Origin of the sequence: Xanthomonas sp. CFBP 8152 (genome assembly GCF_014199025.1) — a bacterium.
Taxonomy (GTDB): domain Bacteria; phylum Pseudomonadota; class Gammaproteobacteria; order Xanthomonadales; family Xanthomonadaceae; genus Xanthomonas; species Xanthomonas arboricola_B.
Genome location: NZ_JACHNO010000002.1, coordinates 385,079 through 405,949, shown reverse-complemented (window position 1 = coordinate 405,949; position 20,871 = coordinate 385,079). Strand labels below are relative to the sequence as shown.

Here is a 20,871-nt window from a genome sequence, read left to right as displayed (position 1 = left end):
CAATGATCAACAGTCTGCTTACCCGTGTCTTTGGCAGTCGTAACGAACGCCAGCTGCGCCAGCTCAACCGCCTCGTCACTCAGATCAATGCGCTGGAGCCGACGATCGAGAAGCTCTCCGACGCCGAGCTGCAAGCCAAGACCCCGGAGTTCAAGCAGCGACTTGCCGCCGGCGAGTCCCTGGACAAGATTCTTCCCGAAGCCTTTGCGGTGTGCCGCGAGGCCAGCCGCCGCGTGCTCGGCATGCGCCATTACGACGTGCAGCTGATCGGCGGCATGGTGCTGCACCTGGGCAAGATCGCCGAGATGCGTACCGGTGAAGGCAAGACCCTGGTCGCCACGCTGCCGGTGTACCTCAACGCGCTACAGGGCGAGGGCGTGCATGTGGTCACGGTCAACGACTACCTGGCGCGCCGCGACGCCGCGCAGATGGGCAAGCTGTACAACTGGCTGGGCCTGAGCGTGGGCGTGGTGTATCCGGGGATGCCGCACAGCGACAAGCGCGAGGCCTACGGCAGCGACATCACCTACGGCACCAACAACGAGTTCGGTTTTGACTACCTGCGCGACAACATGGCGCTGTCCAAGGCCGACCGCTACCAGCGCAACCTGCATTACGCGATCGTCGATGAAGTCGACTCGATCCTGATCGACGAGGCGCGTACCCCGCTGATCATCTCCGGCCCGGCCGACGAGTCGCCGGAGCTGTACATCCGCGTCAACCGCATCGTGCCGCAGCTGACCAAGCAGGAAAGCGAAGAGGGCGAAGGCGACTTCTGGATCGACGAGAAGGGCAAGCAGGTGCATCTGTCCGAGGCGGGCATGGGCCACGCCGAAGAGCTGCTGATGCAGGCCGGCATTCTCGAGAATGCCGAAGACGGCCTGTATGCCGCACAGAACCTGAGCGTGGTGCATCACCTCAATGCCGCGCTGCGCGCGCATGCGATCTATCAGCGCGACGTGGACTACATCGTGCGCGATGGCGAGGTGGTGATCGTCGACGAATTCACCGGCCGCACGCTGAGCGGGCGCCGCTGGTCCGATGGCCTGCATCAGGCGGTCGAGGCCAAGGAAGGCGTGCCGGTACAGCGCGAAAACCAGACGCTGGCCAGCATCACCTTCCAGAACCTGTTCCGCATGTACAAGAAGCTGTCCGGCATGACCGGTACGGCCGACACCGAAGCCTACGAGTTCCAGAGCATCTACGGCCTGGAAGTGGTGGTGATCCCGACCAACCGCCCGACCGTGCGCAAGGACCATCCGGACCAGGTGTTCCTCAACCGCAAGGGCAAGTTCAACGCGGTGCTGGCCGACATCGAAGACTGCGCCAAGCGCGGTCAGCCGGTACTGGTGGGCACCACCTCGATCGAGACCTCGGAGATGCTCTCCGAGCATCTGCGCAAGGCCGGGGTCAAGCACGAAGTGCTCAACGCCAAGCAGCACGAGCGCGAAGCCACCATCGTAGCCAACGCCGGCCAGCCGGGCGCGGTGACCATCGCCACCAACATGGCCGGTCGCGGTACCGACATCGTGCTGGGCGGGTCGCTGGAAACCGAGCTGCATGGCCTGGGCGAAGACATCAGCGACGAGCAGCGCTTGGCGGCCAAGACCGAATGGCAGCGTCGTCACGACGCGGTCAAGGCCGCCGGTGGCCTGCACATCATCGGTACCGAGCGGCACGAGTCGCGGCGTATCGACAACCAGCTGCGCGGCCGCGCCGGTCGTCAGGGCGACCCCGGTTCGTCGCGCTTCTATCTGTCGCTGGAAGACAACCTGATGCGGATCTTCGCCTCGGACTGGGTCCAGAAGGCGATGCGCATGATGGGCATGAAGGAAGACGACGTCATCGAAGATCGCCTGGTCAGCCGGCAGATCGAAAAGGCGCAGCGCAAGGTGGAAGCGCACAACTTCGACATCCGCAAGAACCTGCTGGACTTCGACGACGTCAACAACGACCAGCGCAAGGTGATCTACGCCCAGCGCGACGAACTGCTGGATGCCGAATCGGTCAAGGACAATGTGGACGGCATCCGTGGCGACGTGATCTACGACCTGGTCGCACGCTTCGTGCCGCCCAATTCGGTCGACGAGCAGTGGGACCTGAAGGGTCTGGAAGCCACGCTGGAATCGGAACTGGGCATGCCGCTGGCGCTGAGCGAGATGGCACGCACGCAGGAAGAACTGGACGCCGAGCAGATTGCGGCCAAGGTGCAGGCAGCGGTGGATGCGCATTTTGCCGAGAAGGAAGCGGCGGTGGGCAACGACACCATGCGCGCATTGGAGAAGCACGTGATGCTGACCGTGCTCGACCAGGGCTGGAAGGAGCATCTGGCCAAGATGGATTACTTGCGCCAAGGCATCTATCTGCGCGGATATGCGCAGAAGCAGCCCAAGCAGGAATACAAGAAGGAAGCCTTCGAGTTGTTCTCCGAGATGCTGGAGAACGTCAAGCGCGAAGTGATCAACCTGCTGGCGCGCGTGCGCATCCGCAGCGAAGAGGAAGTGGCCGAGCTGGAAGAGCAGGAGCGTCTGCAGGCGCAGGCGCGCCTGATGGCCTCGCAGTTCCAGCATCAGGACGCCGGCGGTTACGGTGCCGACGAGGAAGTAGAACAGATGCAGGGCGGCAACGCCCCGGTGCCGGTGTCGCAGGTGACCCGCGACGAGCCCAAGGTGGGCCGTAACGATCCGTGCCCCTGCGGCAGCGGCAAGAAGTACAAGCACTGCCACGGTCAACTCAGCTGAGCTGAGTTGACCGTGGCGCAGCCCGCTTGGCGGGGCTGCGCACCAGGCATCCGCGTAGCGGACGCCTGGTGCACGGTCCTTGCTTCCGATCCCCGCGCCCTTGGCGCGCCCCCTTACCAAGGGGGCTCTGCTTACGGATGGGATCCTGAGGGGGTCTTGAAGCAGGAAGGGGGATATCGCAGACCGAGTGCGAGGCCACGCTCAGGTTTCGCCGCCTTTGGCCAACTCCCTGCGAAGTCATGGCTTGCATCGCTGCCAGGCAAGGTCGGAAACCACGGCATAGACGCTGGAAGCGTCCTGCGAGCTGTCTTGCGGTGGGCCTCGGCACGGCAGGTCCGCCACACGCTGTCCATTTCTTGCGGCGCCAACTGCGCCTGCCGCATGCAGGCGTCTGCGCCGGTGCCGTTGCTGGGCGTATGCTCGATCCACATCCTGCGTGGAGTGCGGTCATGGCGCTGCTGTCCAGCCAGCAATTGAAGGTGTTCGTGCCTGCGCGCGACTACGCGGTGTCGCAGCGGTTCTATCGCGCGCTGGGCTTCGTGCAGGAAGACGAGGTAGGCAATGTGACCTGCTTCCGGCATGGCACGCATTGCGCGTTTCTGCTGCAGGATTTCTATCTGCGCGAACTGGCCGAGAATCTGATGCTGCACCTGTGGGTGGACGATGCCGACAGCTGGTGGCAACACGTGCACGACACCGGCCTGGGCACGCAGTTCGGAGTGAGCTGCAGCGCACCGGAAGACCGGCCATGGGGCGCACGCGATTTCACCTTGCACGATCCCAGCGGTGTGCTCTGGCGCATCGGGCATCCACTGTAGACGTGAATCGGGAATCGGGAGTGGGGAATTGCAAAGGCGGGGATGGCGCGTGCTTCAACCGATTCCCGATTCCCAAATCTCCATTCCCCGCCGCCAAGCGATTGCGCTGAACGGCTCACTCGCGGCACTCTTGCGCCATGCCCGATTCTCTAAGATCCATCCACGTCGTTGCCGGCGTGATCACCGACGCCCGCGGCCGCATCCTGCTGACCCGCCGTACCGAGACCCGCGACATGCCCGGCCTGTGGGAGTTTCCCGGCGGCAAACGCGAACCTGGCGAAACCTCCGAACAGGCACTGGTGCGCGAGCTCAACGAAGAACTCGGTATCGAGGCGCAGGTCGGCGAGTGGCTGATGGACGTGCCGCAGCTGTACCCGGACAAGCGGCTGCGCCTGGAAGTGCGCCACATCACCACATGGAAAGGCAGCCCGCGCGGCCGCGAAGGCCAGGCGATGACCTGGGTCGCCGCGGACAAGCTGCCCCGTTATTCGATGCCGCCGGCCGATGTGCCGGTGGTCGGTGTGCTGCGCCAGCCCGACCGCTATCTGATCACGCCCGAACCGGACGATGACGCGCTGTGGCTGGAAGGCCTGGAGCGTGCGCTGCAGGACGGCATCACGCGCATCCAGTTGCGTGCGCGGCAGGCCGAACCGGCGCGCTGGCATGCCTTGCTGCAGCAGGTGATGCGCCTGCGCGGCCGTGCGCGCGCGCAACTGCTGCTCAACCGCGACATCGCATTGGCCGGCGAACTCGGCATCGGCGTGCACCTGGGCGCGGAGCAATTGGCCGGCCTGCAGGAGCGCCCGTTACCGGCCGAGCAGCCGGTCGCCGCCTCGTGTCACGGGCTGGAAGACCTGCGCCACGCCCAGCGTCTGGGCTGCGATTTTGCGGTGCTGGGCCCGGTGCAGGCGACTGTGTCGCATCCGGGTGCGACACCCCTGGGATGGGAAGGATTCGAACGTCTGCGCGAGCAGGTCTCCTTGCCGATCTACGCACTCGGTGGCATGCAGGTCGACGACCTGCGCCAAGCACGTTCGCATGGCGCGCAAGGCATCGCCGCGATTCGCGCACTGTGGCCGCAGTGACCTTGCAGTCAGCGATCCTGGTGGTGTTCGGCGGATTGCCGGGCGTCGGCAAGAGTTCCATTGCCAAGGCGCTACTGACGCACTGCACTGGGTTTTACTTGCGTATCGATACGATCGAGCAGGCACTACGCGCAAGTGGTGCACTCGCCAACGACGTCGGAGCAGCCGGCTATATGACCGCCTATGCGCTTGCCGAGGCCAATCTGCAACTGGGTCACGTGGTGGTCGCCGATTGCGTGAACCCACTGCCGGTCACCCGTGAAGCGTGGCGTGCTGTCGCTCGTCGCACACGCAGCCGCTTGCTGGAGATCGAAGTGGTGTGCAGCGATCGCAATGTGCACCGGCAGCGCGTGGAATCGCGGCAAAGCGACATCGTCGGATTGCGCGTGCCGGAGTGGTCTTGCGTGCTCGCGCATGACTACGCGGCGTGGACCGAGCCGCATTGGGTGATCGACAGCGCGGTGCTGAGTCCGCAGCAGGCGGTGACGCAGATCATGGGCCGGCTTGTCGCATAGCCTGCAAGCGTTACCTATGAGGCATGAGGTTCGGGGTCTCTGAGCCGATACGCTCACTGCCTCGCAGCCCACACCACCATCGTCACCATCACCGATTGCCGGGGCAATGCGCCGTCGCATGTACTTGCCGCTGCAATCCGCTCACGCCGGGCGCTGCGCTAAAACGTCACCCAGAAGCAGTTGTACTGCCGGCGCAGCCGCAACACGCTGCTTGCGGGCGCACCGCTGGCGAGGTTCTGTTCCAGGCGCAGGCCCCAGGGGCGCGGGCGGCTTGGCGGTGCCGGGAGTGGGGCGTCGATGGCGCTGCCGTCCAGGGATGGAGCCACTGCCGTGCCGGCATCGGCTTCCCAGGTCGGCGGATCGCGTTGCGGGTACATCGGGACGATGTCCAGCAACGGGCGTTGCACGATCGCTTCCAGCCGGCTCAGCAGCTGGTTGGCAGCGGTGTCGGACTGGCCGCTCCACAGGTAAAGGCTGGAGAGCCGATTGACGTCGCGGCTGTCCACGGCCAGTTGCAGCAACGACACCAGCTCGCTCAGCCGGCGCGGGCAGCCGTAGCGATACAGGCCGGTGTTGCCCTGCGTGCGCGTAGCCGGCGGCGGGCGCGACGCGGCGCCGACATCTTCGCAGCGGCGGTCGGTGAACATGGTCTGCCCATCCGCTGTCACGCAGCGACGGATCTCCTGCGCCTGCACGCGTGTGGCCGGGCAAAGGCAGAACGACAGCAGTAACGGCAGCAGCAGACGAGGCATCGGCGCAGCGTAACGGGCGGTGCGTGAGCCGGCGAACAACGCGCAGGGACCGGGGGAAGTTGTACGACGTTTGCGTATCATGCGCGCGCTTGCGAATGAGGTGCCCGCACAGACGCGCCTGCCGAGCGGCATGGCGTCGGCCGGGCGGCTCAGCGGCCTAGCAGCTGCAGCACCTGCGTGGTCGGCTTGGCCAGGTTGAGCGTGTAGAAGTGCAGGGCAGGCGCGCCACCGGCGATCAGGCGCTCGCACACGGTGGCCACCACTTCCGCACCGAAGGCGCGCACTGCATCGGCATCGTCGCCATAGGACTGCATCTTCTTGCCGATCCAGCGCGGAATTTCTGCACCGCACTGCTCGGAGAAACGCCGCAACTGCGAGAAATTGGAGATCGGCATGATGCCGGGGATGATCGGGATCTCCACGCCCATGCGCTGCACGGCGTCGCGGAAATGAAAGTATGCATCGGCGTTGTAGAAGTACTGGGTGATCGCGGCATCGGCGCCGGCATCCACCTTGGCCTTGAAGTAACGCAGATCGCTCAACGCGTCGGTCGCCTGCGGATGGGTCTCCGGATACGCACCGACCTCGATCCGGAACGCATCGCCGTGCTCGGCGCGGATGAAGGCGATCAGGTCCGAGGCATAGCGCAGGTCACCCGGGTGGCCCATGCCCGAGGGCAGGTCGCCGCGCAGCGCGACGATGCGGGTACAGCCGATCGCGCGATACAGCTTGAGCAGCTCGCGGATTTCCTGGCGGCTGCCGCCGACGCAGGACAGATGCGGGGCGGCTTCGAAACCGTGCTTCTGCTTGAGGTGGCGCACCGTCTCGGAGGTGTAGCTGAGCGTGGAGCCGCCGGCACCGAAGGTGCACGACACGTATTCCGGCGCGTAGCCCTTCAACCTGGCCGCCGTGCGGTCCAGCTGTGCGCGCTGGTCGTCGGTCTTGGGCGGGTAGAACTCGAAACTGAGATGCGTCATCGCGGCGGGTCCGGCGGATCGTGCTGGCATAATATCGCTTCATCGCGATGAATGCATATTTGGTTGCGGATGTCCTGCATTCGGCTGCATCGCCGAAAGATCGTACGGGTCCGCGCCACGCACACATGGTTGGGGCTGCTTGGGGCGCCAGTCTTGGTATGCCGCGTACGCGGTAAGCTCACGGCTACCCCACGCCATCTGATCGGAGCGCGACATGCAGGAACAGGAAATGGATGTAATCGCCGAATCGCTGGGCCGCATCTGGGTTGCATTGGCGCGCAGCGTCGGCGACCTGGCGCTTGCTCTGGCCGAGCAACCCGGCGTGGACGGCGACAAGTTGCTGAGGGACTTTGCCGCACGCCTGCCTTCGGATCAGGATGACGGGACCTCCAAGGTGTTCGAGGCGATCCGCCAGTACATCGACCAGGATGCCGCTCCAAGCGCGGAGTGACTGGTTGCCACCTGCGTCTGCCATGCAGGCGCGCGTGGTCAGGTGCTGTGGTCTTGCAGTGCGCTGGCAGCGGAGAGACGGCCGGATCTGCGGGCCTGCAGGCGATCGCCGCGTGGCGGCGACCGCGCCTCGCATCAATCCGGTAAATCGCTCCTGTTGCCGCACTGCGCAACGCGTGATGCCGGCCATCGTGCAGTTGCTTGCCCTGAAGCGGTAGCGAGGTGGTTACGCTGCGCGTGCGTGACGTGTCGCGACCGGGCTTGCGCCAGGCGTTGACGCAGGCAGCTCTACACTGGGCGCCCTTTCTACGGAGTGCTGCGCATGAGCGATACCACGATGACCGCAATCGCCATCCGCGATGGCAAGGGCGATGCGGATGCGCTGTACGCCAGCGAGCAGCCGCGCCCGCGCCCCGCGCCGGGACAGGTGCTGATCCGCGTGCATGCGGCCGGCATCAATCGTCCCGATCTGCTGCAGCGCGCCGGCCACTATCCGCCGCCGCCGGGCGCGCCGCAGACGCTCGGGCTGGAAATCGCCGGCGAGATCGTGGAGCCGGCCGGTCGCTGGAAGGTCGGCGATCGGGTGTGTGCGCTGCTGGGCGGCGGCGGTTACGCACAGTACGCAGCGGTCGATGCGCGGCATGTGCTGCCGATTCCGCCGGGCATGGATCTGGCGCATGCCGCCGCGCTGCCGGAAACCATCTTTACCGCGTACACCAACCTGTTCGAGCACGGCCGGCTGGCGGCCGGGGAATGGCTGCTGCTGCACGGCGCCACGTCCGGGATCGGCGTGACTGCGATCCAGATGGCCAAGGCCGCCGGTGCGCATGTGCTGGCGACCGCGCGTTCGGCGGGCAAGGCGGCGCAGGCACGCGAACTGGGCGCCGATGTGGCGATCGATTCCACCACCGAATCGTTTGTCGACGCGGCCAAGGCGCACGGCGGGGTGGATGTGTCGTTGGACATGGTGGGCGCTGCGGTGTTCGCCGACACCCTGGAAGCGCTCAATCCGCGCGGGCGCATCGTCTACATCGCCTCGCAGGCCGGCTCGACCATCGAGGTGCCGATCCCGCTGCTGATGCGCAAGCAGGCGATCCTCACCGGCTCGACGTTGCGCCCGCGCAGTGCCGACGAGAAGGCACGCCTGGCCGCGGAAGTAGAGCGCGTGGTGTGGCCGTGGATCGAGCAGGGCAAGCTGCGCGTGCTGCTCGACAAGCGCTTCCCGCTTGGCGACGCCGCTGCAGCGCATCGCTATCTGGAGCAGGGCAGCCACCTGGGCAAGGTCGTGCTGGAGATGTGAGTGCATCGCAAGGCGCATGCAGGTAGCTCTGTCTGCAGCCGGTGTCGCAGGCCCGGCCATACATCGGCCGCAGGCAGGGTGCCCCACCGCAGTTGCCGCCGTGCTCCAGTGCGACCAGGTGGAAGGCCACGAACGGCAAGGCGTGCCGTGCAGCTGCACCGATGCAGCATGGCGGCTCCTGCACGGCCACCGGGCGGCGCAGGTATAGCAAAACAAGCAGGAGCGATGTCTCGCAGCGAACCGCAGCCTGACCTTACACTGCGCCGTTGCGTGCGCTGGTGCAGCGCGCCGTTGCCGCAGGCTCCGTGCATGCGCCTGAAACGGGCGATCGCGCGGGTCCCGCCACTTCACCCTCAGCCCGAAGGTTTCGATGAAGCATCCAGACGCATTGCGCATTGCCCTTGTCGGCATCGGCAAGATCGCCCGCGACCAGCACGTGCCCACCATCGGCGCGCGCGCCGATGTGCAGCTGGTGGTCACCGTGAGCCGGCACGGCACGGTCGATGGAGTGCCGGCCTATCACAGCCTGGAAGAGGCCTTCGCGGCGCATCCGCAAATCGAAGCGGTGGCGCTGTGCACGCCACCGGTGGGGCGGCATGCGCAGGCACAGGCCGCGCTGGCCGCCGGGCGCCATGTGTTCCTGGAAAAACCCCCAGCCGCCACCCTGGCCGAGATCGACGATCTGCGCGCGTTGGCGCAGCGTGCGCAACGCAGCCTGTTCACCAGCTGGCATTCGCGCTGTGCCGCTGCCGTGGAGCCTGCGCGGGCGTGGCTGGCCGACAAGCAGATCCTGCGCGCGCACATCACCTGGAAGGAAGACATTCGTCATTGGCACCCAGGCCAGGACTGGATCCTGGAGCCGGGCGGCATGGGCGTGTTCGACCCCGGCATCAATGCGCTGTCCATCGTCACGCATCTGTTGCCGCGCCCCTTCGCGCTGCGCGAAGCGGAGTTGCACACGCCGGAAAACCGCCAGGCACCGCTGTATGCCAGGCTCGGTTTTGTCGATACTGCAGGCGTGCCGGTGACGGCGGAACTGGATTTTCTGCAGACCGGCCAGCAGCGCTGGGATATCGAAGTGGACACCACCGCTGGCCTGCTCGTGCTCAGCGAGGGCGGTGCCAGGTTGAGCATCGATGGCCAGCCGCAACCGGTGGAGGCGGCCAGCGAGTACGACGGCTTGTACCGGCGTTTCGTGCAGCTGGTGCGCGCCGGCGAATCGGAGGTGGATGTCACCCCGTTCGTGCATGTGGCCGATGCGTTCATGCTCGGCGCGCGCAAGGTCACCGCGCCGTTCGCCTGGTAGCCGGTCGCACCATCCAACGTGTTGCAACATCCACAACACCGGCGATAAGCCGGTGTTTTCCTGTGTCAGAGGCCGCGTGTCTTTGCGATCGGGCTCCAACCACGCAGCGGACGCCGCGTGCTCGCCCGACAGCTCAGCGGCGCCACATGCGCGCACCGCGCGCCGGCAGCGTGAAGGTGTAGGAGCCGCTGGAGATACGCACCACGCTGCCCGAGCCCAGTGCATCCACATAATCCGCGTTCCAATACAGCACGCTGCCATTCATCGCCACGGTGGTGGTGACCGGATTGCCGCACTTGTTGATGCCGACGATGCCCAGGCTGCCGCGCCGGAACAGTACATGGCAGGAACTGGACGACAGTATCTGCATGTCGCTGCCTTGCACGCCGTTGTGGAAGCCGATCATGCGGCGCAGGTCGTCGCGCAGATAGGCGTTGACCCAGCGGTTGTCGCCGCTTTCGTTGTTGTCGGTGTAGACCATCGGCATGCCGCCGTTGCGGCCGATCAGATATGCGTATGCCAGGGTCTCGTCGACAGGGTCGAGGATGGCGTAGCGGAAGCCGGCATTGTTGGGGATGTCGTGGGTGACGGCGAAGGTCACCGCGCGATTGCCTGGCAAGGCCTGGCCGGTGGACGCGGGATCGACCAACTGCTGCAGGCTGGCGCCGACAGCGAATGCATTGCGCACCGCGTTGAACAACGGGAAGTCGTAGGCCGCATGCGGCGTGGACTGCAGGTACGGCGCCAGGAACTGGTCGTAATCGCCATTGCCGGTACCGCCGCCAGTGATCACTTCGCCGAACACATAGACGCCGGAACGAATGCCTGCATCGAAGACCCGATTGAGATGATCGAAGCTCATATGCTTGGCTGCATCGACACGGAAGCCGGTCACACCCAGGCCCTTCAGCGCTTGCAGATAGGCGCGCTGCTGCTGCACCACCCAATCGTTGCCTAGCAGGTCCGGCAGGCCCGGATCGCTGCCGCCACCGCAGATGCGATAGGTGCGCACCTGGTAGGCGTCGTCGTAATTGGTGATGCACTGTGCCGGACCGAAATCGCTGGCGCTCAGAAAGTTCGACTGCAAGGTGCCGAACAGACGTAACGTCTCGTAACGGCCCGGATTTGCAGCGTATTGCGCGAGCACGGCGCTGCCGGGGTAATTGAGATCCGAACGTGTCGCCGCCTCGTTGGCCATGTGGTTGAGCACCACATCGGCATAGGTCTCCACACCATTGTCGGCCAATGCCCGCACCATGCGCGAGAACGCAGCGGTGTCGCCCAGCGGGCCATCGATCACGCGCAGATCCTGCGGTTGGTAGCGCGCCCACCATGCGCTGCCTTGCGAGCGATAGGCGGGAGCGACCAATACCTTGCGATAACCGGCGTCGGCAATCTGCCTGGCGCGTGCCTCTACGGTGGCATACGGCCAATTGAAGGCATGCAGGATCACATCGGCCTGCACATTGGCTGTGGTCAGCAGCAGCACCAGCGCGGCAAGCAGCAGCCGCGAGCTGCGTTGAAGCCGCGAGGGCGGGGGTGGAGCGTATGCGTCGCGCATCGGATGGATCTCCAGTCGGTAGGCGCGAGCACACGCATGCTGCACGATGCCCGCATCGAGGCCTCCGGCCCCTGTTCCGGAAGGCGCGCGCACGGCGTGCAGCGCGCGGTGATGCTAAGCGTGCATCGCGGCGCAACATCGCTGTTGTGCATACGTATTCAATGCAGGGGGGTGCGAAAACCCCGGTGCAGGTCGCGCTTTGCGTAGTGCGTCGTCGCAGAACTTGGGAGTTCGCGCATGCGAAGAAGGGCCCGGCAGAATCGGCCGCTGCTGCCGGTGGCAGGCTCGGGCAGTCAGGCTGGGTGGCGCGGGGCGCGGTAAACTGGGCGCACATTCACCGGTTCCCTTCCCATGCGCAATCCGCTGCAAGAACAACTGCTCAAGGCCGGCCTGGTCAAGAAGGCCCAGGTGGACAAGGTCGCGCGCGAGCAGAACAAGCAGCGTCATGCCAAGGGCGCGGCCGTGGCACCGGCCGACGTCGACAAGGTGGACGCGGCGCGGCTACAGGCCGAGCGCGCCGAGCGCGATCGCGCGCTGGCCGAAGAACGCAAGCTGCAGCTGCGGCGACAGGAAGTGCTGGCCCAGGTCCGGCAGATCGTGGAAACCAACAAGGTCAAGCGCGATGGCGAGATCGACTACCGCTTCAACGACGGCAGCGTCATCCGCAGCGTGCTGGTCAACCCCGCGCTGCGCAGTCAGCTGGCCAGCGGGGCGCTGGTGATCGTGCGGCATGGCGATGGCTTTGAGCTGATTCCGCGCGCCGCCGCCGACAAGGTCTACAGCCGCGATGCGGACAGCGTGGTGCTGGATCACGGCCGTAGCAGCACGCCATCGGCGCCGGACAGCGACGACGACTATTACAGCCAGTTCAAGGTGCCGGACGATCTGATCTGGTAAGTGTTCGCACCGCAGGGCTGCAGGCTACCCTGGCGTTCTTTGTCACCCGCCACCGTCATGTCCATCGTCCTAACACCGTTCGCCCGCACCCGTCTGTTTCCCCGCGATGGTCGTCGCAACGCCATCCGCGATTGCACGCCCGAACAGTTCATCCAGCGGCTCAATGAACAGACGCCGGTGCGCGTGATCGAAGGCTATGCGCCGTTCTGCCAGCTGCATGTGCACCGCAACTGGACCTCGACGCGCTGCCTCACTGCGCCGATCACCGACGACAACCGCCACCAGCTGCGCTCCGGCTACGAGGCACGCAGCACGCAGGAGTTGCCGGTGCTGGTGCGCTGGTTCGAAGGTGCGGAGCCACCGGTAGCGACGTATCTGCTGCCGATCCTCTATAGCCGCGATCAGCTGGCCAAGGAGGGCGCGCCGATCGACGCCGACTGGGGTGTGGTCGGTTGCCTCTACACCAGCGAGCCGGAAGAAATTCCGATGGCGCCCATCACCATGCTGCGCAATGCACTGGGCGTGGAAGAGGGCGGCTCCGGCGTGGCACTGGACCGCGATGCCTACCGGCGCAGCGTTGCGTTTTGGGAACGCAATGCGAACTGGCGGCCGTAGCGGGCAGATAGCCGCGACGTGTCGTGCAATTCTTTCGCAGGGAAAGCAGCGCTGCTCTTGAGCTCAGGCGGCGCGGTGTCGCTTCGCCGCCGCGGGCGCATCCTTTGGTTGCTTGCCGGCACGCAGGGTATGCCGCAAGCCTTGAGCGAGTATCGCACACGGCAACAGCTGACACGCCCACGACAAAGCTGTCCGGCATGCTGGATTCCATGGTGTATTGCTCGAGGCGTTGCATCCACGCGATGCATGTCGATGTCGATGCCGCATGCCGCGAACACAGATTGATCGCCATGCGGGTCCGCTTGCACGCGTGGTCATCCGGCATCCTGCAAGGAAAACGGGCGCCTTGCGGCGCCCGTTTTTCACACGTCATTGCACGGGCGACACTCGCCCGATCACTCAGTAACGGTAATGATCCGGCTTGTACGGGCCGGCCACGTCAACGCCGAGGTACTCGGCCTGATCCTTGGTCAGGGTGGTCAGCTTGACGCCGATCTTTTCCAGATGCAGACGCGCGACTTCTTCGTCCAGGTGCTTGGGCAGGATGTAGACCTTCTTCTCGTAGCTGTCGCGCTTTTCCCACAGGTCGATCTGCGCCAGGGTCTGGTTGGCGAACGAGTTGGACATCACGAAGCTCGGGTGGCCGGTGGCGCAGCCCAGGTTGACCAGGCGGCCGTCGGCCAGCAGGAAGATCGCATTGCCGTTGCCGAACACGTACTTGTCGACCTGCGGCTTGATGTTGATCTTTTCCACGCCCTTCAGCGCGTTCAGTGCGTCGACCTGGATCTCGTTGTCGAAGTGCCCGATGTTGCAGACGATGGCCTGATCCTTCATCGCCTGCAGGTGCTCGACGGTGATGATGTCCTTGTTGCCGGTGGTGGTGACGTAGATGTCGCCGCGGCCCAGGGTGGATTCGATGGTGTTGACCTCGAAGCCTTCCATCGACGCCTGCAGCGCGCAGATCGGGTCGATCTCGGTGACGATCACGCGGGCACCGTAGGCACGCAGCGAGGCGGCGCTGCCCTTGCCGACGTCGCCGTAGCCGCAGACCACCGCGACCTTGCCGGCCAGCATCACGTCCATCGCGCGCTTGAGGCCGTCGGCCAGCGACTCGCGGCAGCCGTAGAGGTTGTCGAACTTGCTCTTGGTGACCGAGTCGTTGACGTTGATCGCCGGGATCAGCAGCTTGCCGGCTTCGGCGATCTGGTACAGGCGGTGCACGCCGGTGGTGGTCTCTTCGGAGACGCCCTTCCAGTCCTTGACCACGCGGGTCCAGTAACCCGGACGCTCGACGGCCACGCGCTTGAGCAGCGCCTTGATCACGCCTTCCTCGTGCGAGGAGGCCGGCTCGTCGACCCAGGTGCCGCCGTTTTCGAGCTCATAGCCCTTGTGGATCAGCAGGGTGACGTCGCCGCCGTCGTCCACCACCAGCTCCGGGCCGGTCTGGGTGCCGTCGGGCAGGGTGAAGGTCAGCGCGTCCAGGGTGCAATCCCAGTACTCTTCCAGTGTCTCGCCCTTCCAGGCGAACACCGGCGTGCCGGAGGCGGCGATGGCGGCGGCCGCGTGGTCCTGGGTGGAGAAGATGTTGCACGAGGCCCAACGCACATTGGCGCCAATGTCCTTGAGCGTTTCGATCAGCACTGCGGTCTGGATGGTCATGTGCAGCGAGCCGGTGATGCGCACGTCCTTCAGCGGCTTGGTCTGCGCATGCTTGCGGCGGATCGACATCAGGCCCGGCATCTCGTGCTCGGCGATGTCCAGCTCCTTACGGCCCCAATCGGCCAGCGTGAGGTCGGCGATCTTGTAATCGGTATGTGGGGCGATTTTCGTGACAGCGTTCATGCAATAGCTCCGGTAAGCAGATCAATGTCTGCAATTCGGGGCGCCGTTGAACGATGAATGCTTGTCGAGCCTGGCCGTATTTCCTGCACTTTTCGTGCAGTTGGCGGATCAGTCCGCCATACCGGTCGCAGCGCCCCTCGACGAGAGCATCGATTATATCGGCAGCACCCCCCTCCGGCATGAATTGGCCGGCTTGAATCGGCACGACCCCCAACCAACGGCAGGGGAGCGGCGGAACGCATGGCTGCTATGGTCCGGAGTCGATCGACACTGGGGACGGACAATGCAGGCGACACCCGATGCACGGCACCGCAGGCGGCAGCGGCGATGGGCCCTGGCAGGGGTACTGGCGCTGAGCGCACCACTGGCTGCGGCGGCAGCCGTCGCACCGGCTGGCCCGCCGGCCACTGCGGCGCGCACTGGCTACCAACTGCCCTCCAAGGCGTTGCAGGCGGTGGTGGATGCCCCACGTGCGCCGCTGCTGCAGCTGTCGCCCAAACGCGACCTGGCCGCGATGCTGCAGTTGCCGACGCTGCCGGATATCGCCGAGGTGGCCCAGCCCGAGCTCAAGCTGGCCGGCCTGCGCATCCATCCCAAGACGTTTGCCGGCAGCCGGTTTTCCTTTGCCGACAAGCTGTGGCTGCTGTCGGTGGCCGACGGCAGCGAGCGGCAGATCGCCGGGCTGCCGTCACCACTGTCGCTGGCCACGTTGAGCTGGTCGCCGGATCAGCGCTACCTGGCGTTCCGCCGCGAGGATGCGGCCAGCGGCGCCAACGAACTGTGGCTGGTGGACGTGGCGGCCGGGCAGGCCAAGCGCTTGCTCACGGGTTTGAACACCAGCGTCAACGACGATCTGCGCTGGTTGCCCGATGGCAGCGGGCTGCTGGTGCAGCAGCAAGTGGCCGGGCAGGGCGCGCCACCGGTGCGCGACGCGACCCCGGGCGGCCCGGCGATTCAGCAGACCAGCGCCGCTGCCGGCGTGCGTTCGCTGCCGACCTATCAGGACCTGCTGCGCAACGAGGCCGATGCGCGCGTGTTCGAGTACTACGCCACCGGCCAGCCGATCATCGTCAGCGTGAGCGGCCAGGTGCGCCCGATCGCCGCGCCCGGCATCTATCTCAACCTGTCGGTGTCGCCGGATGGCCGTTACATCCTGAGCGAACGCAGCGAGCGGCCGTTTTCGTACGTGGTGCCGGTAGACAATTTCGCGCGTCGCATCGAGGTGCTAGACCTGCAGGGCAAGCTGGTGCGGCAGATCGCCAGGCTGCCGCTGGTGGAAGGCCTGCCGACCGGCAACGACGCCGTGCCCACCGGCGTGCGCGACATCGCCTGGCGGGATGATGCACCTGCCACATTGGTCTGGGCCGAGGCGCAGGACGGCGGCGACCCGGCACGCGAGAGCAAAATCCGCGATGCGGTGCTGATGCAGGCCGCGCCGTTCGCGCGCGCGCCGGTCACGCTGGCGCAGTTGAGTAGCCGGTTCGAAGGCATCCAGTGGGGCCGTGGCGATCTGGCCATCCTCAGCGAGAGTTGGTGGAAGACCCGCCGCATAAAACAGTGGCGCATCGCACCGGATCAACCGCAACGCGCGCCCGAATTGCTCTGGGAGCGCTCCTCGCAGGACCGCTACAACGATCCCGGCATGCCGGCGACCGTGGCCGACGGCAAGGGCCGCGCGCTGCTGCAGACCGGTGCCGATGGCAACAGCTTGTTCCTGCTCGGCAAGGGCGCCTCGCCGGAAGGCGACCGCCCGTTCGTGGATCGCTTCGATCTGCAGAGCAAGCGCGCCACGCGTTTGTTCCATTCGCAGGCGCCGACCTATTCCGCGCCGCTGGCATTACTGGATGCGCAGGGCACGCAATTGCTGCTCAGCCGCGAATCGCCCGAGGAGCCGGCCAACTATGTCGTGCAGGCGCTGGGCGATGCAGCGCCTGCGCCGCGGGCGTTGACGCATTTCGCCCATCCGCTGCCGCAGTTGCGCGGCGTGCAGAAGGAGCAGATCCGCTACAAGCGCGCCGATGGCGTGGACCTCACCGCCACGCTGCTGCTGCCGCCCGGTTACGATCCCAGGCGCGACGGCCCGCGGCCGCTGCTGATGTGGGCCTATCCGGGCGAGTTCAAGAGTGTCGACACCGCCAGCCAGGTCACCGACTCGCCCTATCGCTTCAATGCGATCAGCTATTGGGGACCGCAGGCGTTTCTGGCGATCGGCTATGTGGTGCTCAACAACCCGACCATGCCGATCGTCGGCGAGGGCGATGCCGAGCCCAACGACACCTACGTGCCGCAGCTGGTCGCCGATGCGCAGGCTGCGGTGGACGAAGTGGTGCGGCGCGGAGTCACCGACCGCGAACACATCGCCATCGGCGGGCATTCCTATGGCGCCTTCATGACCGCCAACCTGCTCGCGCATACGCGGCTGTTCAAGGCCGGCATCGCGCGTAGCGGCGCCTACAACCGCACGCTCACTCCGTTCGGCTTCCAGGCCGAGGAGCGCAACTACTGGCAGGCGCAATCGGTGTATCAGGCGATGTCGCCGTTCAACTACGCCGACAAGATCAAGGATCCGCTGCTGTTGATCCACGGCCAGGACGACAACAACACCGGCACCTTCCCGATCCAGAGCGAGCGCATGTTCGCCGCGATCAAGGGCCTGGGCGGCACCGCGCGGCTGGTACTGCTGCCCAATGAATCGCATGCGTATCGTGCGCGGCAGTCGATCCTGCAGATGCTGGCCGAGAGCGAGCAGTGGTTGAAGACCAATCTCGGCGAGCCGGTGACCGAGACCGGCGCTACGCGCACGCATTGAGCGATGGTGCGCTGGCACCGGTAGGAGCGCGCTTGCGCGCGATGCGGCGTTATCGACGAAGCTTCGTCGCGCCCAGGTGCGCTCCTACGGTGAGTGCGTCCGCCTCGCGTCCCGGAAAGATTCGCTGCGCCGTCCACACGATTGCCGCGATCAGCGGTAGGAGCGCACCCGGGCGCGATAGGGCATGACCAGGACAGCCACATCGCGTAGGAGCGGCCTGCCCGCGATGGGGCATCACCGTGAAAGCCCATCGCGCTCCTACGAGCGCCATCGGTAGAACGCGCCAGCACATGATGGTTAGTGTTGAAACCGTCGTGCCGGCCGCGATCATCTAATCCTTTTGGGTTAGTCTTCGACGACTTTGCGCTTGAAGAGGGTGTGCGTTTCCGATGAACGAGTACCGCAGCAGTCTTGTGTTCGCCACCCCCGATCTTGCCTTGCGCGACGATGTACGTCGGCTCGGTGCACTGGTCGGTGACCTGCTCGCCGAGCAGGTCTCTGCGGAATTCCTCGATGAAATCGAACGTGTCCGCACCACGGCGATTGCGCGGCGCGAGAGCGATGCACCACCGTCTACGCTGAGCGAACAACTGGCCGGGCGCGAGCCGCGCGAGGCCGAGTCGCTGGTGCGTGCCTTCAGCACCTATTTCCAGGTGGTCAACATCGCCGAGCGCGTGCACCGCATCCGCCGCCGCCGCGAATACCAGCGCAGCGGCACCGACACGCCGCAGCCGGACGGGTTGCACGATGCCCTGCGCCGGCTCAAGGCGCAGGGCGTGACGCTGGACGAACTCAGCGAGTGGTTGCCGCGTATCGACGTGGAGCCGGTGTTCACCGCGCATCCCACCGAAGCGGTGCGCCGCGCGCTGCTGGAAAAAGAGCAGCTGATGGTCGCCAGCCTGGTCGACAACCTGGATGGCATGCGCACGCCCAACGAGCGCACCACCGACGCGGCGCGTTTCCGTATGGCCTTGACCGCGTCCTGGCAGACCGCCGACTCCTCGCCGGTGCGCCCCACCGTGGAGGACGAGCGCGAGCACGTGGGCTTCTACCTCACCCAGGTGCTCTATCGCGTGGTCCCGGTGATGTACGAAACCCTCGAACACGCCATCGAAGAAACCTACGGCAGCGTGCCGACCCTGCCGCGGCTGCTGCGCTTCGGCACCTGGGTCGGCGGCGACATGGACGGCAATCCCAACGTGGATGCCGTCACCATCGCCGGCACGCTGGATGCGCAACGGCGTGCGGTGCTGGACCGGTATCAGAAGGAACTCTGGCAACTGGCCAGCCTGCTCAGCCAGTCGACCACGCTCGTGGCGGTAAGCACGGCACTGAGCGAGCAACTGCAGCGCTACCGCGCGTTGTTGCCGGAAGACGCCGCACGCTCGCGTCCGCGCCACGGCGACATGCCGTACCGGCTGCTCAACGATCTGATGCGTGCGCGCCTGCAGGCCACGCTGGACGATACCGAGGGTGCCTACACCACCCCGTCCGAGCTGGAACACGACCTGCAATTGATCCTGGACAGCCTGCAGGCCAACAAGGGCCTGCACGCCGGTTGGTTCGCGGTGCGCCGCCTGTTGTGGCGCGTGCGCACCTTCGGCTTCCATCTGGCGCGCCTGGATGTGCGCCAGGAATCGAGCGTGCATGCGCGTGCGGTAGCCGATGCACTCGGCCAGGCGGATTGGGACGAACACGAACCCAAGCAACGCGCTGCATTGCTCGGTCCGTATGCGTCCGGCGAGCAGGCGTTGCCGCGCGTGGATGACGAAGGCAATGCGCGGCTGGATGCGGTGTTCGCCGCGCTTGCCGATGCGCGCAGCCGCCACGGCGCCGATGCGCTGGGCAGCTACATCATCTCGATGGCGCACAACCGCGCCGACGTGCTCACCGTACTGGCGCTGGCGCGCCGCGGCGGCCTGGTCGACGCCGCCGGCGCGGTGCCGCTGGATATCGTGCCGCTGTTCGAAACCGTGGACGATCTGCGCGGCGGTACCGGCACCGTGCAGGATCTGCTGGCCGACCCGGTCTACCGCCAGCATCTGGCCGCGCGCGGCGATACGCAGATGGTGATGCTGGGGTATTCGGACAGCGGCAAGGACGGCGGCATCACCGCCTCGCGCTGGGGGCTGCAGCGCGCGCAGGTGGAGTTGCTCGAGGCCGCCGCCGAGCTGGGTGTGCGGCTGACCTTCTTCCACGGCCGCGGCGGCTCGATCGCACGTGGCGGCGGCAAGACCAGCCGCGCGCTGGACGCCGCACCGCGCGGCAGTGTCGATGGCCGGCTGCGCGTGACCGAGCAGGGCGAGGTGATCCACCGCAAGTACGGCATCCGTGCCCTGGCGCTGCGCTCGCTGGAACAGATGACCGGCGCGGTGCTGTTGTCCAGCCTGCGCCCGCGTGCGCCCGAACCGCGCGAGGATCGCTGGCGGCCGGTGATGGATCTGGTCGCCGAACGCAGCACCGTGGCGTATCGCGCCTTCGTCGGTGCGCCGGATTTCATGCAGTACTTCCGTCGTGCGACGCCGATCGATGTGATCGAACGCATGACGCTGGGCTCGCGCCCGTCGCGCAGGCTTGGCCAGGACGCGGCCTTGTCCAACCTGCGCGCGATTCCGTGGGTGTTCGCCTGGAGCCAGGCGCGTGCGGTGATCCCGGGCTGGTACGGCGTGGGCAGCGGCCTGCAGGCGGCGGTGGATGCCGGGCACGAAGCCACCTTGCGCGAGATGGCGCAGGACTGGCCGTTCTTCCGCACCTTTCTCGACGACGTGGCGATGGTGCTGTCCAAGGGCGATCTCACCATTGCCGAACTGTTTTCGCGGTTGTCGGGCGAACTGCACGAGCGGTTCTTCCCGGGCATCGGCGCCGAACTTGCGCTGACCAAGGGCTGGGTGAAGGCGTTGACCGGCCAGCAGTCGCTGCTGCAGCACGACCCACGGCTGGCCTTGTCGATCCGCCTGCGCAATCCCTACATCGATCCGATCAGCGTGCTGCAGGTGGATCTGCTGCAACGCTGGCGTGCCACCGATGGCGAAGACGACGAGCTGCTGCGCGCGCTGGTCGCCTGCGTGAATGGCGTTTCGCAAGGCGTGCAGAACACCGGTTGATCCGCTTCGTCGCTGCGACCGTCGCATCAGACGGTTGAATCCGACCACCTGATCCGACCGTTGGTCGGAGAGGGCGTGGAATCGGCAAGCGGACTCTGG

Annotated in this window: 15 protein-coding genes and 1 riboswitch; of the genes, 11 read left to right on the top strand and 4 right to left on the bottom strand. The window is 66.0% G+C overall.

Annotation, left to right across the window (positions count from 1 at the left end; all coding sequences use genetic code 11):
- The first annotated feature begins 2 nt into the window (after positions 1–2).
- The 4 genes from secA to FHT09_RS09450 all read left to right on the top strand — a co-directional run bounded on the left by secA (position 3) and on the right by FHT09_RS09450 (position 5,159).
- A complete protein-coding gene (secA, locus tag FHT09_RS09465; protein WP_104606764.1) occupies positions 3–2,741 on the top strand; it encodes a preprotein translocase subunit SecA in 2,739 nt (912 codons plus the stop codon).
- Between the two features lie 449 nt (positions 2,742–3,190).
- Positions 3,191–3,559: a VOC family protein gene (locus FHT09_RS09460; RefSeq protein ID WP_104606763.1), complete on the top strand. Its 369-nt coding sequence runs from the start codon at positions 3,191–3,193 to the stop codon at positions 3,557–3,559.
- A gap of 137 nt (positions 3,560–3,696) precedes the next feature.
- Positions 3,697–4,644, top strand: a complete 948-nt coding sequence (locus tag FHT09_RS09455; RefSeq protein ID WP_104606762.1) for a Nudix family hydrolase — start codon at positions 3,697–3,699, stop codon at positions 4,642–4,644.
- Positions 4,645–4,646: 2 nt separating this feature from the next.
- Positions 4,647–5,159 carry an AAA family ATPase gene (locus tag FHT09_RS09450; protein WP_104606800.1) on the top strand — a complete coding sequence of 171 codons (513 nt, stop codon included), beginning with the start codon at positions 4,647–4,649 and terminating at the stop codon, positions 5,157–5,159.
- 158 nt (positions 5,160–5,317) lie between these two features.
- Here the strand turns inward: FHT09_RS09450 and FHT09_RS09445 are convergent, their stop codons facing one another.
- Both FHT09_RS09445 and metF read right to left on the bottom strand, forming a co-directional pair.
- Positions 5,318–5,911, bottom strand: a complete 594-nt coding sequence (locus tag FHT09_RS09445; RefSeq protein WP_104538842.1) for a hypothetical protein — start codon at positions 5,909–5,911, stop codon at positions 5,318–5,320.
- Between the two features lie 149 nt (positions 5,912–6,060).
- On the bottom strand, positions 6,061–6,888 hold the full coding sequence (gene metF, locus FHT09_RS09440) for a methylenetetrahydrofolate reductase [NAD(P)H] (protein ID WP_104538511.1): 828 nt from the start codon (positions 6,886–6,888) through the stop codon (positions 6,061–6,063).
- Between the two features lie 214 nt (positions 6,889–7,102).
- On the opposite strand from metF, the gene FHT09_RS09435 reads away from it, so the two are divergent.
- The 3 genes from FHT09_RS09435 to FHT09_RS09425 all read left to right on the top strand — a co-directional run bounded on the left by FHT09_RS09435 (position 7,103) and on the right by FHT09_RS09425 (position 9,944).
- A complete protein-coding gene (locus FHT09_RS09435) occupies positions 7,103–7,339 on the top strand; it encodes a hypothetical protein (RefSeq protein WP_104606761.1) in 237 nt (78 codons plus the stop codon).
- A gap of 321 nt (positions 7,340–7,660) precedes the next feature.
- The gene (locus FHT09_RS09430; protein WP_104606760.1) at positions 7,661–8,638 is read left to right on the top strand and encodes an NAD(P)H-quinone oxidoreductase; all 978 of its coding nucleotides are present in this window, start codon (positions 7,661–7,663) and stop codon (positions 8,636–8,638) included.
- A gap of 370 nt (positions 8,639–9,008) precedes the next feature.
- The gene (locus FHT09_RS09425; protein ID WP_184416927.1) at positions 9,009–9,944 is read left to right on the top strand and encodes a Gfo/Idh/MocA family oxidoreductase; all 936 of its coding nucleotides are present in this window, start codon (positions 9,009–9,011) and stop codon (positions 9,942–9,944) included.
- 133 nt (positions 9,945–10,077) lie between these two features.
- Here the strand turns inward: FHT09_RS09425 and FHT09_RS09420 are convergent, their stop codons facing one another.
- The gene (locus FHT09_RS09420) at positions 10,078–11,448 is read right to left on the bottom strand and encodes an alpha-amylase family protein (RefSeq protein WP_181141377.1); all 1,371 of its coding nucleotides are present in this window, start codon (positions 11,446–11,448) and stop codon (positions 10,078–10,080) included.
- 408 nt (positions 11,449–11,856) lie between these two features.
- Between FHT09_RS09420 and FHT09_RS09415 the strand changes: the two genes are divergently transcribed.
- Both FHT09_RS09415 and FHT09_RS09410 read left to right on the top strand, forming a co-directional pair.
- A complete protein-coding gene (locus FHT09_RS09415) occupies positions 11,857–12,402 on the top strand; it encodes a DUF2058 domain-containing protein (RefSeq protein WP_104606757.1) in 546 nt (181 codons plus the stop codon).
- 57 nt (positions 12,403–12,459) lie between these two features.
- Positions 12,460–13,017, top strand: coding sequence for a DUF3228 family protein (locus FHT09_RS09410; RefSeq protein ID WP_104606756.1), 558 nt, complete (start codon positions 12,460–12,462; stop codon positions 13,015–13,017).
- Between the two features lie 399 nt (positions 13,018–13,416).
- On the opposite strand, the gene ahcY is transcribed toward FHT09_RS09410, so the two are convergent.
- On the bottom strand, positions 13,417–14,859 hold the full coding sequence (gene ahcY / locus FHT09_RS09405; protein ID WP_104606755.1) for an adenosylhomocysteinase: 1,443 nt from the start codon (positions 14,857–14,859) through the stop codon (positions 13,417–13,419).
- A 31-nt stretch (positions 14,860–14,890) separates the two neighbouring features.
- Positions 14,891–15,004, bottom strand: a riboswitch (S-adenosyl-L-homocysteine riboswitch).
- Positions 15,005–15,142: 138 nt separating this feature from the next.
- Between ahcY and FHT09_RS09400 the strand changes: the two genes are divergently transcribed.
- Both FHT09_RS09400 and ppc read left to right on the top strand, forming a co-directional pair.
- A complete protein-coding gene (locus tag FHT09_RS09400) occupies positions 15,143–17,668 on the top strand; it encodes a prolyl oligopeptidase family serine peptidase (RefSeq protein ID WP_146096552.1) in 2,526 nt (841 codons plus the stop codon).
- 389 nt (positions 17,669–18,057) lie between these two features.
- On the top strand, positions 18,058–20,772 hold the full coding sequence (gene ppc / locus FHT09_RS09395) for a phosphoenolpyruvate carboxylase (RefSeq protein WP_184416925.1): 2,715 nt from the start codon (positions 18,058–18,060) through the stop codon (positions 20,770–20,772).
- Positions 20,773–20,871 lie beyond the last annotated feature (99 nt).

Bases quoted from the DNA above. Each gene is read 5' to 3' on its own strand.
- FHT09_RS09425 (WP_184416927.1), top strand. From the start codon at position 9,009: ATGAAGCATCCAGACGCATTGCGCATTGCCCTTGTCGGCATCGGCAAG.
- FHT09_RS09430 (WP_104606760.1), top strand. From the start codon at position 7,661: ATGAGCGATACCACGATGACCGCAATCGCCATCCGCGATGGCAAGGGC.
- FHT09_RS09410 (WP_104606756.1), top strand. From the start codon at position 12,460: ATGTCCATCGTCCTAACACCGTTCGCCCGCACCCGTCTGTTTCCCCGC.
- ppc (WP_184416925.1), top strand. From the start codon at position 18,058: ATGAACGAGTACCGCAGCAGTCTTGTGTTCGCCACCCCCGATCTTGCC.
- FHT09_RS09445 (WP_104538842.1), bottom strand. From the start codon at position 5,911: ATGCCTCGTCTGCTGCTGCCGTTACTGCTGTCGTTCTGCCTTTGCCCG.
- metF (WP_104538511.1), bottom strand. From the start codon at position 6,888: ATGACGCATCTCAGTTTCGAGTTCTACCCGCCCAAGACCGACGACCAG.
- FHT09_RS09400 (WP_146096552.1), top strand. From the start codon at position 15,143: ATGCAGGCGACACCCGATGCACGGCACCGCAGGCGGCAGCGGCGATGG.
- FHT09_RS09455 (WP_104606762.1), top strand. From the start codon at position 3,697: ATGCCCGATTCTCTAAGATCCATCCACGTCGTTGCCGGCGTGATCACC.
- ahcY (WP_104606755.1), bottom strand. From the start codon at position 14,859: ATGAACGCTGTCACGAAAATCGCCCCACATACCGATTACAAGATCGCC.
- FHT09_RS09460 (WP_104606763.1), top strand. From the start codon at position 3,191: ATGGCGCTGCTGTCCAGCCAGCAATTGAAGGTGTTCGTGCCTGCGCGC.
- secA (WP_104606764.1), top strand. From the start codon at position 3: ATGATCAACAGTCTGCTTACCCGTGTCTTTGGCAGTCGTAACGAACGC.
- FHT09_RS09435 (WP_104606761.1), top strand. From the start codon at position 7,103: ATGCAGGAACAGGAAATGGATGTAATCGCCGAATCGCTGGGCCGCATC.
- FHT09_RS09415 (WP_104606757.1), top strand. From the start codon at position 11,857: ATGCGCAATCCGCTGCAAGAACAACTGCTCAAGGCCGGCCTGGTCAAG.